Source organism: uncultured Sunxiuqinia sp. (genome assembly GCF_947495665.1).
Taxonomy (GTDB): Bacteria; Bacteroidota; Bacteroidia; order Bacteroidales; family Prolixibacteraceae; genus Sunxiuqinia; species Sunxiuqinia rutila.
On record NZ_CANLZV010000004.1, the window covers coordinates 273434 to 288575 of the forward strand.

At 43.9% G+C, this 15142-nt stretch carries 13 protein-coding genes and 1 tRNA gene; 7 read left to right on the top strand and 7 right to left on the bottom strand.

Annotation, left to right across the window (positions count from 1 at the left end):
• Positions 1-60: 60 nt before the first annotated feature.
• A complete protein-coding gene (locus Q1A18_RS07510) occupies positions 61-777 on the bottom strand; it encodes a hypothetical protein (RefSeq protein WP_299578324.1) in 717 nt (238 codons plus the stop codon).
• Between the two features lie 773 nt (positions 778-1550).
• Between Q1A18_RS07510 and Q1A18_RS07515 the strand changes: the two genes are divergently transcribed.
• Positions 1551-2147, top strand: coding sequence for a 30S ribosomal protein S16 (locus Q1A18_RS07515; protein WP_363322886.1), 597 nt, complete (start codon positions 1551-1553; stop codon positions 2145-2147).
• 106 nt (positions 2148-2253) lie between these two features.
• Here Q1A18_RS07515 and trxA read toward each other — a convergent pair whose 3' ends face one another.
• The 3 genes from trxA to Q1A18_RS07530 all read right to left on the bottom strand — a co-directional run bounded on the left by trxA (position 2254) and on the right by Q1A18_RS07530 (position 6889).
• Positions 2254-2571 carry a thioredoxin gene (gene trxA, locus Q1A18_RS07520; protein WP_299578326.1) on the bottom strand — a complete coding sequence of 106 codons (318 nt, stop codon included), beginning with the start codon at positions 2569-2571 and terminating at the stop codon, positions 2254-2256.
• Positions 2572-2614: 43 nt separating this feature from the next.
• The gene (gene dnaE / locus Q1A18_RS07525; protein WP_299578327.1) at positions 2615-6256 is read right to left on the bottom strand and encodes a DNA polymerase III subunit alpha; all 3642 of its coding nucleotides are present in this window, start codon (positions 6254-6256) and stop codon (positions 2615-2617) included.
• Positions 6257-6415: 159 nt separating this feature from the next.
• Complete coding sequence (locus Q1A18_RS07530; protein ID WP_299578328.1) at positions 6416-6889, bottom strand: regulatory protein RecX; 474 nt, start codon at positions 6887-6889, stop codon at positions 6416-6418.
• Positions 6890-7427: 538 nt separating this feature from the next.
• On the opposite strand from Q1A18_RS07530, the gene Q1A18_RS07535 reads away from it, so the two are divergent.
• The gene (locus Q1A18_RS07535) at positions 7428-7823 is read left to right on the top strand and encodes an HU family DNA-binding protein (protein WP_299578329.1); all 396 of its coding nucleotides are present in this window, start codon (positions 7428-7430) and stop codon (positions 7821-7823) included.
• Between the two features lie 338 nt (positions 7824-8161).
• Here Q1A18_RS07535 and Q1A18_RS07540 read toward each other — a convergent pair whose 3' ends face one another.
• Together Q1A18_RS07540 and Q1A18_RS07545 are read right to left on the bottom strand one after the other, a co-directional pair.
• Positions 8162-8857, bottom strand: coding sequence for an energy transducer TonB (locus Q1A18_RS07540; protein ID WP_299578330.1), 696 nt, complete (start codon positions 8855-8857; stop codon positions 8162-8164).
• Positions 8858-9207: 350 nt separating this feature from the next.
• Positions 9208-9280 (bottom strand) — tRNA-Met (locus Q1A18_RS07545).
• Between the two features lie 220 nt (positions 9281-9500).
• Here Q1A18_RS07545 and Q1A18_RS07550 point away from each other — a divergent pair.
• The 5 genes from Q1A18_RS07550 (at position 9501) to Q1A18_RS07570 (ending at position 14278) form a co-directional block, all read left to right on the top strand.
• Positions 9501-10364 carry a M23 family metallopeptidase gene (locus Q1A18_RS07550; RefSeq protein ID WP_299578331.1) on the top strand — a complete coding sequence of 288 codons (864 nt, stop codon included), beginning with the start codon at positions 9501-9503 and terminating at the stop codon, positions 10362-10364.
• Between the two features lie 8 nt (positions 10365-10372).
• Positions 10373-11551 (top strand): 1-deoxy-D-xylulose-5-phosphate reductoisomerase, encoded by a 1179-nt coding sequence (locus Q1A18_RS07555; protein ID WP_299578332.1) that lies wholly within the window; start codon positions 10373-10375, stop codon positions 11549-11551.
• Position 11552: 1 nt separating this feature from the next.
• A complete protein-coding gene (rseP, locus tag Q1A18_RS07560) occupies positions 11553-12887 on the top strand; it encodes an RIP metalloprotease RseP (protein WP_299578333.1) in 1335 nt (444 codons plus the stop codon).
• 50 nt (positions 12888-12937) lie between these two features.
• A complete protein-coding gene (gene tatA, locus Q1A18_RS07565; RefSeq protein ID WP_299578334.1) occupies positions 12938-13144 on the top strand; it encodes a twin-arginine translocase TatA/TatE family subunit in 207 nt (68 codons plus the stop codon).
• A gap of 96 nt (positions 13145-13240) precedes the next feature.
• Positions 13241-14278 carry a DUF4837 family protein gene (locus tag Q1A18_RS07570; protein ID WP_299578335.1) on the top strand — a complete coding sequence of 346 codons (1038 nt, stop codon included), beginning with the start codon at positions 13241-13243 and terminating at the stop codon, positions 14276-14278.
• A gap of 82 nt (positions 14279-14360) precedes the next feature.
• Here Q1A18_RS07570 and Q1A18_RS07575 read toward each other — a convergent pair whose 3' ends face one another.
• A complete protein-coding gene (locus tag Q1A18_RS07575) occupies positions 14361-14921 on the bottom strand; it encodes a DUF3332 domain-containing protein (RefSeq protein WP_299578336.1) in 561 nt (186 codons plus the stop codon).
• Positions 14922-15142 lie beyond the last annotated feature (221 nt).

The window sequence follows — 15142 nt, forward strand, 5'->3', positions numbered from 1 at the left end:
AAAAAAACGAGCAGCCCTTTTCAGGATGCTGCCCGTTTTGAAAATAGATATGTTGTGTTTTTACTCGTTCCAAACAACAGCTTTCGTATTGATTGTTTTGGCTTGCAGATTAACACCTACTTTGCCTGGCTCATACTTAAAAGCGTGTAGCTCTACGATGAAGTTATCATCCAGTTCCGGAGTGAAATCGGCCTTCCAGCCAGCTCCTGAACCTTTAACCACAAACTCTTTCGTGTCGCCTTTTTGAGTTTGAGACTGATAAACTTGAGTTTGATCCTCGTCATTCTCAAACATCTTAACAATCACGTAGTCTGCACCTTCAATTTCAGTCCAGCTCAAGGTCATGCTCACCTCTTCGGCATCAAAAGTCGAAACAATTCCGTCAGTTGGATAAATCATATCCTCAGTCAGGTTATCCACCGCCTTCTCGGTTTCAGCTGATTCAGCCAGAATATCAAAGCTGTATGATCCTACCAATGGCTTCTCTGTTGAGAACTCACTCTCGGGAGTTTCGTAGTAGAAATCTAAACTATAGCCTTGAAAAGCCTCTAAAGTATATTCTGTTTGATCTTCAGCTGTTACTGCTGCACTTTTAATCGGCTTGTTGGCAAAAACGTGCAACGCTAATCCATAAAGTGTATCCACTTCATTTTCTGTCTCTACTGTTTTGGAAATCACAAACACATCAGATGAAGAATCAAATGCTACTTCTTCTGACTCACATGCAACGAATCCAAACATCATCGCAATTGCCGCAATAGGAATAAATTTTTTCATAGTGTTCTAAATTCTATAAATTTTGTTTTAATGTCTCCAATAGATGCTTCAAGCAGCAAAAGGTTGCGGAGGAAAATTATTTTTTTTGAAAAACATCGCTAATCCCTCCTTTCAAACAAACTTCAGCCGCATTAGTACCTGCATCCACCACCCTTATCTTAAACGACAAAAGGAGTCTATGCGTATTATTTCAGTCTGAAAAAAAAATAATATTGGCACTTTCACTTTTCAGCTCCCTTCCTCAACTTTTTCAGGTGCCCCTCAGGTTTAAACACACAAGCACGCTATATATTTTGAAAAGTTAATCATCAAACTGTCTTCGAAACACATCTTATTTTTAAGAACAAGCCTTATGCCGGCTTTGTTGCATACAGCCAGTTTGTCTTTTGCTTGAGCTACAGCGATTATGACTCAATATTTCTTTCTCAGATTTGACGCCGGAAATCCATCCTCCTTTTGATTAAATGCAGCATGGCCGTCAAGAGGCTCTTTTCCTTCCACCAGTTGCAATTAACATCCCTTTGAATTCCTGAACCGGACTTTATCCCTACCAAAGCAAGCAGCCAGAGTAGTATTATTCCTGATGTTTCCAGACTACCAGCTCATTGTCAGCAATTCATAAACCACTTCAGACCGAGCCCCTTTCTTGCAATTTTGGCTTCTCTATCGGGCAGTTATCTTTTAAAACTCAAGAAAAGAATGTTTCATTTAAAAAAATAAAAGTATATCTTTGCGCCACAATTAGAAATTGTTATCAATTAAAATTAATTCACATGCCAGCAAAAATCAGATTGCAGCGACATGGTCGCAAACGTTTAGCATTCTACCACATTGTGGTAGCTGATAGCAGGGCACCACGAGATGGTCGTTTAATTGAAAGGATTGGATCTTATGACCCAAATACAAATCCTGCTACGATCGATCTTGATTTTGATAAAGCTTTAGACTGGCTTACAAAAGGTGCTCAGCCAACAGACACTGTAAGAGCTATTTTATCTTACAAAGGAGTATTGTACAAGAAACACCTTATGGGTGGTGTTGCCAAAGGTGCTTTCGACGAAGCAGAAGCAGAACGTCGTTTTAACGCTTGGTTAGCTGACAAAGAAGCTAAAATTCAAGCAAAAAAAGATCGTCTGAACCAAGATGCTGATTCGTTAAAAGCCAAACAATTGGAAGCTGAAGCAAAAGTGAACGCCGACCGGGCTGCCGCAATTGCAAAGCGTGATGCCGAACTGGCAGCCGAAGCTGAAGCAGCTAACGCTCCTGAAGAAGCAGAAGAAGAAGTTGTAGCTGAAGAAACTGCTGCAGAGGAAGCTCCTCAAGCAGAAGCACCTGCTACTGACGAAACAGAAGAGAAAAAAGCTGAGTAAGCATTTTTTTCCCTGGTCTGAAAAAGACAAAACAATTCCCAAATAAAAAGGGGCTCAACTGAAATAAGTTGAGCCCCTTTTCTATGTTATCGATTTCTTTGTTGTCTTAAAGAATCGCATCAACCTTAGATGCCAAAGCGGCTTTTGGTGCTGCACCAACGTGCTTGTCTACAATCTCTCCACCTTTGAAAAACAAAATTGTAGGAATGTTGCGGATACCAAATTTCATGGCTGTTTCCGGGTTGCTGTCTACATCAACTTTTGTAACCAACAATTTTCCTTCATAATCCTGCGACAATTCTTCAACCACAGGAGCAACCATGCGGCAAGGGCCACACCATTCTGCCCAAAAATCAACTAAAACCGGTTTGTCTGACTGAAGAACAATTTCTTCAAAGTTTGCATCATTTACTTCTTGTGCCATAATCAATATTTTTTAATCTATTATTCTATTTAAGCCTGCAAAGCTAATTTATTTTAAAAGTTAACGAATCATGCTTCCGGAAAAAATCTTCCAGCTCATGCGTCATTTCCACGCGAGTATTTCTAGAAAACAGGTTGACCATACTTTTTGTTTCTGCATCCCAGATATTAAATCGCAACAAGGCTTTCCCCTTGTTCTTAATGCTGATGTTTTCAATCTCCTGAATCAAATCCGGGGTAACTTTCTGCAAGGGCAACTGCAAGGTCACCGACTTGATGTTGTTCTTTCGGATTTCTGACAACAGCTCGATGGTTCGAATTTTGAATTCCAGCATATCGGAGTTAAAACGTGGCTGAACCTGCCCCTTCACCATCAGGAAAAGCCCTGTTTTGCAGTATTTCGAAAATTCCACATAGTTCTTTCCAAAAAAGAAAAAGGTATAAGAATCAGTATAATCTGCCAGGGTCATGGTGCTAAATGGTTTGCCGGTCTTACCAACTGCTTCGCGGCTTTCGGTCACCATTCCGGCAAAAGTTAGCTCCTTCCCTCTCAGCGCTTCAATGTTGTTATTCAGATCCTTCAAGGAGAATTCGTTGCTGGTAAAATTATCAACCTCCAGCCTGAAGTCATCCAAGGGATGGGCCGAAAGGTAAATCCCAATCAAGGCTTTTTCCTTCTCCAGCAGAACGATTTTGGGCCATTCGGGAACGTCTGGAATATCGGGGGTTTTTACAGCTTGTGCCGACATAATTTCACCAAACAGCGACTGCTGAGCATTGTTGCTTTCCAGCTGCATTTGTTGTCCGTAGCGGGTCAGCCGCTCCAGAAAAGTGGGTTCATTCTCGGCCATGCTGGCAAAAAACTGACTGCGTTTTAGCCCAAAACTATCAAAAGCACCGGCCATGGCTAAGCCTTCAATATTCTTTTTATTAACGGTATGCAGGTTAACGCGCTCCACAAAGTCGAACACCGAGGTAAACAAGCCGCCTTCGCGGGCTTTTACGATGTCGAACACAGCACCTGCTCCTACCCCTTTAATGGCGGCCATTCCGAAACGAACATCGCCTTCGGGGTTTACCATAAACTTATTGAAACTCTCATTCACATCAGGCCCCAACACATTTATACCCATCCGTTTTGACTCCTCCATGAGTTTGGTAATATCCACAATATTACTCAGATTTCGACTCATGTTCGCCGCCATAAACTCAGCCGGGAAGTGCGCTTTGAGGTAACCGGTTTGGTATGCAATATGTGCATAACACACCGAGTGCGACTTGTTAAAGGCATAGGATGCAAAGGCCTCCCAGTCTTTCCAAATCTTTTCAATAATCACTTCGGGCTCCTTGTTCATTTCCTCACAGCCCTCAACAAACTTCGCGTTTGCTTTACAGCCATCGATAAACTTCACTTTCAGCTTATCCATCATGGCCTTAATCTTCTTACCCATTGCCTTACGCAGTGAATCTGAGTCACCGCGCGTAAAGTTAGCCAAGTGTCGCGACAGTAACATCACCTGCTCCTGGAACACCGTAATTCCATAGGTATCCTTCAGGTATTTCTCCATCATCGGATGGTCATATTGCACTTGCTTGCGACCGTGTTTCCGATCAATGAAATCGGGGATGTATTCCATGGGACCCGGACGATAGAGGGCGTTCATGGCCACCAAATCCTCAAAACGGTTGGGCTTCAGGTTACGCAAGTGCTTTTTCATCCCGGGGGATTCAAACTGGAAAATGGCTGTCGTATCGCCCCGGCTAAAAAGCTCAAAGGTCTTTTCATCATCGCCTGGAATGGCATCAATATCCACCTCCAACTTGCGCGACAAGCGGATATTCTCCAGGGTTTCCTTGATAATGGACAGGGTTTTCAGCCCCAAAAAGTCCATCTTCAGCAAACCAATATCTTCTACATAACGTCCGTCATACTGGGTCGTGTATAAATCTTCCTCTTTGGTGGGCATCAAGGGAATGTGCTCATCCAGCGGATCACGTCCAATCAAAATCCCACAGGCATGCACCCCGGTCTGCCGAACCGAGCCTTCAAGCGTTTCGGCAAATTTTAGGGTTGAAGCGATCAGGGGGTTATCCGATTTCTTTTCATTCCGAAGTTCCGGACTTTCCTTATACGCCTTGACAAAACTCATTTTAGGAGCCTCAGGCACCAACTTCGCCAGGCGATCGGCCTCGGGCAAGGGCAGCTTCAGCACGCGCGACACATCACGAATCGCCAGCTTCGTGGCCATTGTTCCAAAGGTACAGATATGCGCTACGCGGTCGCGGCCATATTTTTCGGTCACCCAATCGAGCACCAGCTGTCGGCCGTCATCATCAAAGTCAATATCCACATCGGGCATTGAAATCCGGTCGGGGTTCAGGAAACGCTCAAACAGCAGGTCGTGCTTAATGGGGTCAATGTTGGTGATTCCGACACAGAACGAAACGGCGGCACCCGCAGCCGACCCCCGTCCAGGTCCCACCAAAACCCCCATCTCCCGCGCGGCGTTGATAAAATCCTGGGTAATCAAGAAGTAGCCCGGAAAACCCATCGTTTTAATGGTTTCCAACTCGAAATCAAGGCGTTCCTTCACATCTGCCGGAATAGGGTTTCCATAGCGGTAATCCTCCTGAGCCCCCAAATAGGCCAAGTGTTTCAGGTATTCGGCCTCCAACTTAATCCGAAGAACACTTTTATATCCTCCCAAGCGCTCAAAAGCACCGTCCTTAAACTCTTCTTTTAATTGTTCCTCTGTATATTTTTGCGCATACTCTTCTTCGGTTCCAAACTCTTCCGGAATCGGAAACTCCGGCATAATGGGCGATGAGTTCAGCTCGTACTCTTCAATTTTATCGGCAATTTCCTGGGTGTTCACCAACGATTCCGGCACATCGGCAAACAGCTGGTTCATCTCAGCCGTGGTTTTAAACCATTCCTGCTTGGTATAGCGCATCCGCGTGGGGTCGTCAATATCCTTACCCGTATTCAGGCAGATCAGCAGGTCGTGCGCGTCGGCATCCTCTGCATTGATAAAGTGCACATCGTTGGTGGCAATCACCTTAACCTGGTACTTTTCGGCCAGCTCCAGAATTACCTTATTGACCAAAACCTGGTTTTTATACACATCCTCATTGCGTTGCGGATCATCCGATTGATGGCGCTGCAGCTCAAGGTAATAATCGTCGCCAAAAACCGACTTGTACCATTTAATGGTTTCTTCGGCATCCTCGATCGATGATTTCATGATGTGCTGCGCTACCTCTCCCCCCAAACAAGCCGAGGAAACAACTAGTCCTTCGCTGTATTTCTCCAGAATGTTTTTATCAATACGTGGCTTGTAATAAAAGCCCTCATTACTGGCAATGGATATCAACTTGATCAGGTTGTGGTAACCTTTCAGGTTTTTCGCCAACAAAATAAGGTGGTCTCCCGACCGGTCAACCTTATCGCTTTTATCCTGAATCGTGCGAGTAGCCACGTAGGTTTCGCATCCCAAAATGGGTTTAACACCTTCCCGCCTGCACACATCATAAAATTCCTTAATCCCAAACATCATCCCGTGATCGGTCAGGGCAAGTGCCTTCATGCCATCGGCCTTGGCTTTGGCCACAAGTCCTTTTACGCTTGCGGCTCCATCTAATATTGAATATTGTGAGTGTACGTGTAAATGTGTGAAAGGAATCATTGTCAATTCGTTTTATCTGTCTTCAAGTTCGTGGCCCCTAAAAAAATTGAAGGGCTAAAAATACGGTTTTCATTTTGCTCCTGAAACTTCTGTCCTTAAAACATCCAAAAAGGAAGATCGTGTTCAGTCTGAAAGGAACGGGCCAGCCAGCCTTTTGGTTTAGCTTTCCCTTAACAAATGGTCCACTGCCGGAAAAATAAAATCCGGCTCAAAGCCCCGGCCCTGTGCAAAACGAATCAATTTGGCTTTCCGGTCGTAATCGGTCGCCGCCTTTACGCTTTTGTTCTTTTCCCTCAACAAATCCAAGAGCTGCTCCTGGTAGGCCGCTTCATCAATCTCCTCCAGCGCCGCGTCAATGATCCCGGCATCCACTTGCTTGGCCCGTAGCTGAAAGCTGATCTTCACCCTTCCCCATCGGTTAAAGCGAAATTTATCCTTCACAAAACTTCGGGCAAAACGCTCATCATCAATGTATTTCTCCTCAATCAATAAATGGATGATTTCTGTTGTTTCTTCCATTTCGAGCCCCCAATCCTGTAGTTTCTTGCGGATATCGCCCGTGCATTTTTCCGCGCGGCTGCAAAGAGCCGCTGCCCGGTGCCAGGCTTCTTTTTGTTGCTGATTCAGCGCCATCGTTCTTTTCTTTATGCAATTCCTTTTCTGTTACTTTCGGTCAAACCTCCTCAAGCTTAACGCCTTGCAACGTGTTGATCAAGCCAGGGGTTTCTGTAAAAAATCAAAGATAGGGAATCTGCCGGACGAATGAATCAAGAAGAAAGGAAACCGGAAAAAGCAGCAAGAAGGAAGAAGGCATACAGCCAGAAGGATGAAGGAATGATTAATTATGTTGAAAAACATATTATATTTCCGGGATATCTTTTTTAATTTAGATTGATGATTAACAATAACCCGTCAGGCATCAGCCTGATTCATCAATTCCCCAAGAAAGAACCATATCCGGCGTGAGCAACAACTCCTGCCGGATGCCTCTGACTCACTAATGGCAAGCAGCTTTAACCCACCCCGCTTCTGCTCCATTTTTATTCGCACAACCAACTGGAAGCAATCCGGGCTAAAACGATCATTTTAAAACAAAAGCCCTGCTTCAGCGCTCAAAACTCCCAAGCCCTCTTCATTGATCAATTTGTTTAATTTTTAAAAAGGAATAACCATGTCAATAGATTATACGGTAATAGAAAAAGGCCAGCCCGGAGTGGTGGGTGGTGGCGAAAAGAAGTACTATGCACACATTCAATTCGGTAAAGAAGCCGGCATTGATGAGCTGGTTAAAGACATTGAAAAGTTCAGTGCCCTGTCGGAAGCCGATATCCGGGGGGTTATTTATGCTCTGGAGAATGTGATTCAGGATAAACTGGCGCAAAGCCGGATTGTAAGGCTCGAAAAACTGGGCAGTCTCTACCCGGCCATCAGCAGCAAGGGGGAACTTCTGAAAACAAATGTTACTGCTGAATCGATTAAAAAAGTAAGTGTAAATTACCGGCCCGGCAAGCGCATTTTGGCGGCCATCGAGGATGCCGGATTCAACAAAATCAAAAAAACGACCTAGCACATTGACCGGCTCAAAAAAGTCACGCGTGGTTTTACCTAAAGTCACACGTGATTTCGATCAAAGTCACACGTGGTTTTAACCAAAGTCACACGTGACTTTTTTCAACAGCAGCCGCACATCTTATACAACAGAGGGTTTCTGGGGTTTTGCACAACAAGGAGGGTCTGGCTAAATGTCAGGCCCTCGTAGGTAAAACACCTCCCTTAACCGCCAATTGCAGGCTCAATGAGCATCACAACTCTATCGAGGACAGAAGTGCAATCACACACCATAATTAACCCCGGCATTTCTACCAGGGTTAACCATGATTCGCAAAGGCTTCGGGTTCATTTCGGCTATTGCAACACAAAGCTAATGGGTACGCTGAAAGCCACTTTCACAGGCTCGCCGCGCTGTTTGCCCGGTTTCCAAATCGGCAGGCTGTTCACAACGCGTAAAGCTTCCTTATCCAGCGCCGGGTCAACACTGCGGATGATTTTGGCATCGGTAACCCGTCCGTCCTTGCCCACAACAAATGACACATAGACTTTGCCCTGAACGCCATTTTCCTGGGCAACAACCGGATATTTAATGGCATCAGCAATGTATTTACGCAAGGCCAATTCGCCACCCGGAAACTCCGGCATCTCTTCCACAATGTAAAACACCTGCTCCTCTTCCTTTTCGCGTTCCTCTTGCGCATAATCAACAACAATCGGACTGACATCAATCTCTGTCTCCTCATCCGCTTCACTGTCCATAATTTCCAGTTCATCTTCAATCTCAACATCGTTGGCTACGATGTTAAGCACTTCCACAACCTTGGGCGGAGGTGGTGGTTCAGGCGGCTTCACGGCTTCCTGCCTGGTTATCGGAATAATTTCGGTTTCAACTTCCTGCACCGCTAAGGTTCCTGTAAACTCAGCTTTCGTAACATTGGTTTTAAACTCAAAAGCAAGCAACACAATCCCCAGAGCGATGACCAAGCCGATCTCAATCAACAAATTCCGATAACAATTCAAATCACAAGATGGATATTTCTTGACTTCCATAACTTTTGGTTTTTATTTGCGATCATAAAATCGAAACATGTAAAGAGTAACTCAAGCGGAAGATGTTAGCGCATCCTTCAAGGAAGAAGGAAATGAACACGGTTCATGACACCAGGCTTTTAGCCTTCGGGGCACAACGAACTTTCAATAATATATACGAACACAAATGAGGCTTGGTTCTAGTTAAAAGAAAACAGAATCAGAAGTAAACGATGGAGTTAAAAAGAAAGACGAAACTACGCCCGGTAGTCCATGAAAAGGGAAGCAGTAAGCTTGAACAAAACAAGCTTGAAGAGCAAAGAAAAGTGCATAAAAAAAGGAGAACCAATTTCTTGATTCTCCTTTCGGTGTAGCGGGAGCCAGACTCGAACTGACGACCTTTGGGTTATGAGCCCAACGAGCTACCAACTGCTCCATCCCGCAATATATTTTGAATGTTTTTTGTCTGTTTTGAACGTACATTCTCGGTAATTACTTCCTCAAATGCGGTTGCAAATATAGAGTATGTTTTTGAAATAACAAAACATTCTTCACTTTTTTATTTTTTCACCATCTTTAAATCCGTTAAAAAGTATTAATTTCAATGCGCTTCAATAGGCATTCATCGAATTGTTGCTAATTTTGTTGCTCCCAAAATCTTACAATGGTTAAAAAGAAAAAGAAGAAAAATTTAATTGAAAAGCTCAAAAACCGTTACCGGTTGATCATTTACAACGATTCGACCTACCAAACCGTTTGGAGCATGCAACTTACCCGGATCAAGGTGTTTACCCTGGCAGGCTTTGGGAGCTTAATTCTGATATTGCTGACCGTTGTGATTATTGCCTACACCCCCATCCGCGAATTTATTCCGGGTTATCCGTCAGCCGAAGTTCGGCAAATGATTGTGCACAACGCCACGCTGGTTGATTCGCTGGAAGAGCAACTTCAAATTCGGGATAATTATTTTGAAAAAATTCGTTTACTAATTGAAGGCGAAGTTCCGCACGACCCGGATTATATTGCAGACACCACCATCCCATCCAATCAGATTGAGATCAATCATTACAACCACGACTCCATTTTCAAACAAAAAATACTGGAAGAGCAACTCAGTCTTTCCATTCAGCAAGAAAATTCGAAGCCGACCAACATTGCCAGCCTTCATTTTTTCAGTCCGCTAAAAGGTGTTATCACCAACCGGTTTGACCAACAAAATGACCATGTTGCGATTGATGTGGTAGGTTTACCCAACTCCCGGATTTCTTCGGTTATGGACGGAACGGTAATTTTTGCCGGATGGACCGTTGATACCGGCTACATCATTTACCTGCAACATGAGCACGATTTAGTTTCGGTGTATAAACACAATGCCGAGTTGCTAAAAAAAGTAAACGACAAGGTGAAAGCCGGCGAAGCAATTGCCATCATGGGAAACACAGGAGAGCTGACAACCGGCCCGCATCTGCACTTTGAACTGTGGCACCAGGGAATTGCGCTTGATCCGGAGAAATACATTGATTTTTAAAATTTGCTATGAAAAAACGAATAGCCATTCTTGGGTCTACCGGATCAATAGGTACGCAAACACTGGAAGTAATTGCCCAAAACCCCGATCATTTCGAGGTGGAAGTACTTACGGCCAATAACAACATCGACCTTTTGGTTCAGCAGGCCAAACAGTTTCAGCCCAACATGGTGGTGGTAGCCAACCATTGCCGCTACAATACGCTGGTAGAGGCGCTGAAACATGAGCCCATTAAAATATTTGCAGGCAAGGAAGCGCTGGAGCAGGTTGTTCAGCTTGAAACAGTTGACGTGGTAGTTACTGCCATGGTGGGCTATTCAGGCTTAATTCCGACCATCCGGGCCATCGAAGCCGGGAAGCACATTGCCCTGGCCAACAAGGAAACCCTGGTGGTTGCCGGCGAAATTATCATGCGCAAAGCCGTTCAGAACAAAGTCAACATTTACCCCGTTGACTCCGAACACTCCGCCATTTTCCAGTGTTTGGCCGGAGAACACATGAATGAAATCGAAAAGATTTACCTCACAGCTTCCGGAGGGCCTTTCAGAAACCTGACAGAAGCACAGCTGGAGAAAGTAACTCGCGAGGATGCCCTGAAACATCCCAACTGGGAAATGGGTGCTAAAATCACCATCGACTCGGCCAGCATGATGAATAAAGGCTTTGAAGTAATTGAAGCCAAGTGGTTGTTCGACCTGAAAGCATCGCAGATTGATGTGATTGTCCACCCGCAAAGCATTATCCACTCCATTGTTCAGTTTCGCGACGGATCGATGAAGGCCCAAATGGGACTTCCGGACATGAAATTACCCATTCAGTATGCGCTGAATTTCCCGCAGCGGTTACCGTCTAACTTTGCACGGTTCAACTTCCTGGACTATCCAACGCTAAGCTTTGAACAACCGAATACAAAAAAATTTCGTAACCTTGCACTCGCTTTTGAAGCTTTGGAAAAGGGAGGTAACCTTCCCTGCATTCTGAATGCAGCCAATGAAGTGGTCGTTCAGGCATTTTTGAAAGAAAAAATTCGATTTGTCGACATGCCCGCCCTCATTGAAGAAAGCATGCAAAAAGTAACAAACCTAAAAAATCCGGTTTTGGACGATTATATTCAAACCGATAAAGAGACCCGATTGTTAACAACTTCATTAATTAAACAACGAAGTAAAATTAAGACGATAAAATAGCATGGAACAAGTAATTATAAAAGCAGCTCAATTAATTCTCAGCTTATCCATATTAGTCGTGCTCCACGAGTTCGGACACTTTGCCTTTGCCCGGCTTTTTAAAACCCGGGTCGAAAAGTTTTACCTGTTTTTTGACCCTTGGTTTGCCCTGTTCAAAACCAAGCGCGGCGAAACAGAATACGGAATTGGCTGGTTGCCACTGGGTGGCTATGTAAAAATCTCGGGCATGATTGATGAATCCATGGACAAAGAGGCCATGCAACTGCCTCCACAACCCCATGAGTTCCGTTCCAAGAAGGCTTACCAGCGCTTGCTGATTATGCTTGGCGGGGTAATGATGAACTTCATTTTTGCCTTCGTGATATACGCCGGTGTATTATATTTCTGGGGAACCCAGTATTTACCAACTGAGAATGCGACCATTGGAATCATGGTTTCGGAAACCGGCGAACAAATTGGGCTGCAAAACGGCGATAAAGTGTTGTCGGTCGATCAGGAATACATTAGCGAGTTTAATAAAATTATTCCGACCGTCATTCTGGACAATGCCCATTCCATTCAGGTGTTGCGCGATGGCAAAGAAGTGAATGTAGAGGTTTCGGACGAAGACCTTGCCCTGCTCATTAAGAGCCGCAGCGTGATGAATCCTCGTGGGTACTTTCATGTGGAAGTGGCCAAAGTTGAAAAAGATTATCCGGCAGAAGCAGCCGGGCTGATGGCCGGAGACGTTTTTGAAGGCGTTGATGGTAAAAGCTTTCAGTTTTACGATGAGTTTTTAAGCTATATCAAAGCACATAAAAACGAAACCATTGAATTGAATGTGCTTCGCAATGGACAGGCCTTAAGTCTTCCGGTGAATGTTCCCGAAGATGGGATCACCGGTTTTCAGGCAAAACCGCAAAAAGAAGCATACGATTACCTCCAGTTCGAAACCATTGAATACGGCTTTTGGGAGTCGATCCCGGCCGGTATCAACCGGGGAATATCTACCATTAAAGATTACCTGAAGCAGTTTAAACTGATCTTCTCTCCCAAAACGAAAGCCTACGAATCGCTGGGTGGATTCATTGCCATTGGAAACATCTTCCCGGGGGCATGGGACTGGTATTCTTTTTGGAGTATGACGGCCTTCCTGTCCATTATTTTGGCAGTCATGAACCTGCTTCCAATCCCGGCGCTGGATGGTGGTCACGTCACCTTCCTGCTTTATGAGATTGTTTCGGGCCGTAAACCAGGAGAAAAATTCTTAGAGTACGCACAAATCAGCGGGATGATTATTCTGCTTACCTTGGTACTTTATGCGAATGCAAACGATATTATCAAGCTTTTTACTTAAGAAGCGATTAATTTTTTTCTATTTTTGTAGAAACCATTAAACTTTGGACTATGTACTTATCGATTATTTGCGGCATGTTTGGCCCACAAGAGATCATCATCATATTAGTCATTGTACTACTCTTGTTTGGCGGGCGTAAAATTCCTGAGCTGATGAAGGGATTGGGAAAAGGAATGAAGGAATTCAAGAAAGCCACCAACGAAGATGATGACGATCAACCAAGTGAAAAAAAAGACACTGAAAAAATTAATAAATAATCAGTTTAGCTTGAACCAAAACCCCGTCCACAAGGCGGGTTTTTTTGTGGTAAGATTTTTGTTATTCATACATCACAAACCAGATCTCCTTAAATTATGAAACAAATACTGACTTCAAGCTTAATGTTGGTTGCTCTGCTTTTTGCACTGAGCTCGTGCCAGGACAGCAACACCAACATGCGTAAAAAAATTACCGGAAAAGCCGGCGAATTGGTTGTTGTAGTTCCCGATGCTACCTGGGAAGGAGCCACCGGGAAACGCTTCCGTGAAGTAATGGCTCAGCCTCAATTGGGCCTGCCCCAGGACGAACCCATTTTTGACCTGATTAATGTTCCACCCTCTGCTTTCAAGGAAATCTTCCGAACAAGCCGAAACATCATCCGGTTGAAAATCTCAAATTCAGTCGACAGTTCCAGGGTTGAATTCAAGAAAGACATTTGGGCCTGGCCGCAGTCTGTGGTCAACATCTATGCAAAATCGACCGAAGAATTCAACAGCCTGTTTGACCAAAATTCAGACCGGATTGTAGGCTACATGCTAAGAGCTGAACGCGACCGGCTACAAATGAACTACAAAAACTACCACGACGTAGCCACTAAAAACACCATTCGCGACAAGTTTAAGATTGAACTCAACGTTCCGCCGGGATTCAAAGTCAGCAAACAAACCGATGATTTTGCCTGGATTCGCTACGAAACACCCGACATCAGCCAAGGAATTATTATTCATACTTTTCCCTACACTTCCGATAGTACCTTTACGGCAAACTACCTTTTAAACAAGCGCGATTCGCTACTGAAGGCCCAAGTGCCAGGCCCAACGGAAGGCAGCTACATGACTACCGAGCACCAGGTAGAGCCGGTATTCAATGTATTTGAGCTGAGAAAAAACTATGCGGCCGAGATGCGTGGCCTTTGGCGCGTAGAAGGTGATTTCATGGGTGGCCCCTATGTCAACCTTTCGGTATTGGATGCTGCCAACAACCGCATTGTTATGCTGGATGGTTTTGTTTACGCTCCCCGATTTGACAAGCGAAACCTGCTTCGCCAGGTAGAAGCAATGATTCTCTCGTTGGAGCTGCCTGATCAGAAAAAGAATGACAAGATCAATAGCCAGATTAAAATGGGCAATTAGCCCTGTATAAAACGAAATGAAAAATGGGATTGTAGTCGACTACAATCCCATTTTTCATTTATTTATTGCACGAAGTTTCTGATTACTGAAGCGCAACCTGGCGTGCAAAGTCCAGACCGTCTTTCAATGCCAAACGATCAAAGCCACTTTGAATCGTCATTTCACCCTCAGGAAGAACAACTTTGTAAGCAGTTTCGCCTAACTCAACTTCAACCAGCTTTTGGTATTTGTTTCCTTTTTTCATATACCAGCTTTGGTCCTCATCACGGTAAACCAATTCTGTTTTTTCGTTGTTTTCGCCCAACTCCTGAATGGTCATCTTGTATTTCTCAGAAGTCAACTGATACGATTTTCCATCAATTTCAACAATCTTTTCACTTTTATCGCCCTCTTTCATTGCCATCGGATTTTCATTGGTCCAAAACTCAATCGAGTTCAACACCACCGCATCAACAAAAACAGAGATTCCGTAAACAGGAACAATGTTCAACGCCAAAAACACCAACTCATTGACAAATTTATCACCAACAGATTTGTTCCAATCATAAACACTGCGTGTCAAGTTAAAACTACCGATACAACTACTCAACATCATTACGGCTGACAACAGCACAACAAAAGAAGTCTTCTTCATTTTTTTCATAACCTATTAATTAAAATTTATAATATTCAACTAAACGACATAATCCCTAATTTAGCATATAAAAACAACGAATAACCGATTTGTTTCACATCAATCTTTTTATTCTATTTTTGCCTTTTTAAAAATAAGGCGTATCTATTTCTTTTCCAAGGACGTCACCGAAATCATTTTTTTTCTTTTTAGAAGAAATAAATTCGGGAAATGACTTCCTTTAACCGAAA

Coding starts and splice junctions, on each gene's coding strand:
- tatA (WP_299578334.1), top strand. CDS start 12,938: ATGTACTTATCGATTATTTGCGGCATGTTTGGCCCACAAGAGATCATC.
- trxA (WP_299578326.1), bottom strand. CDS start 2,571: ATGGCACAAGAAGTAAATGATGCAAACTTTGAAGAAATTGTTCTTCAG.
- Q1A18_RS07510 (WP_299578324.1), bottom strand. CDS start 777: ATGAAAAAATTTATTCCTATTGCGGCAATTGCGATGATGTTTGGATTC.
- Q1A18_RS07515 (WP_363322886.1), top strand. CDS start 1,551: ATGCCAGCAAAAATCAGATTGCAGCGACATGGTCGCAAACGTTTAGCA.
- Q1A18_RS07570 (WP_299578335.1), top strand. CDS start 13,241: ATGAAACAAATACTGACTTCAAGCTTAATGTTGGTTGCTCTGCTTTTT.
- Q1A18_RS07555 (WP_299578332.1), top strand. CDS start 10,373: ATGAAAAAACGAATAGCCATTCTTGGGTCTACCGGATCAATAGGTACG.
- dnaE (WP_299578327.1), bottom strand. CDS start 6,256: ATGATTCCTTTCACACATTTACACGTACACTCACAATATTCAATATTA.
- Q1A18_RS07575 (WP_299578336.1), bottom strand. CDS start 14,921: ATGAAAAAAATGAAGAAGACTTCTTTTGTTGTGCTGTTGTCAGCCGTA.
- Q1A18_RS07535 (WP_299578329.1), top strand. CDS start 7,428: ATGTCAATAGATTATACGGTAATAGAAAAAGGCCAGCCCGGAGTGGTG.
- Q1A18_RS07550 (WP_299578331.1), top strand. CDS start 9,501: ATGGTTAAAAAGAAAAAGAAGAAAAATTTAATTGAAAAGCTCAAAAAC.
- Q1A18_RS07540 (WP_299578330.1), bottom strand. CDS start 8,857: ATGGAAGTCAAGAAATATCCATCTTGTGATTTGAATTGTTATCGGAAT.
- Q1A18_RS07530 (WP_299578328.1), bottom strand. CDS start 6,889: ATGGCGCTGAATCAGCAACAAAAAGAAGCCTGGCACCGGGCAGCGGCT.
- rseP (WP_299578333.1), top strand. CDS start 11,553: ATGGAACAAGTAATTATAAAAGCAGCTCAATTAATTCTCAGCTTATCC.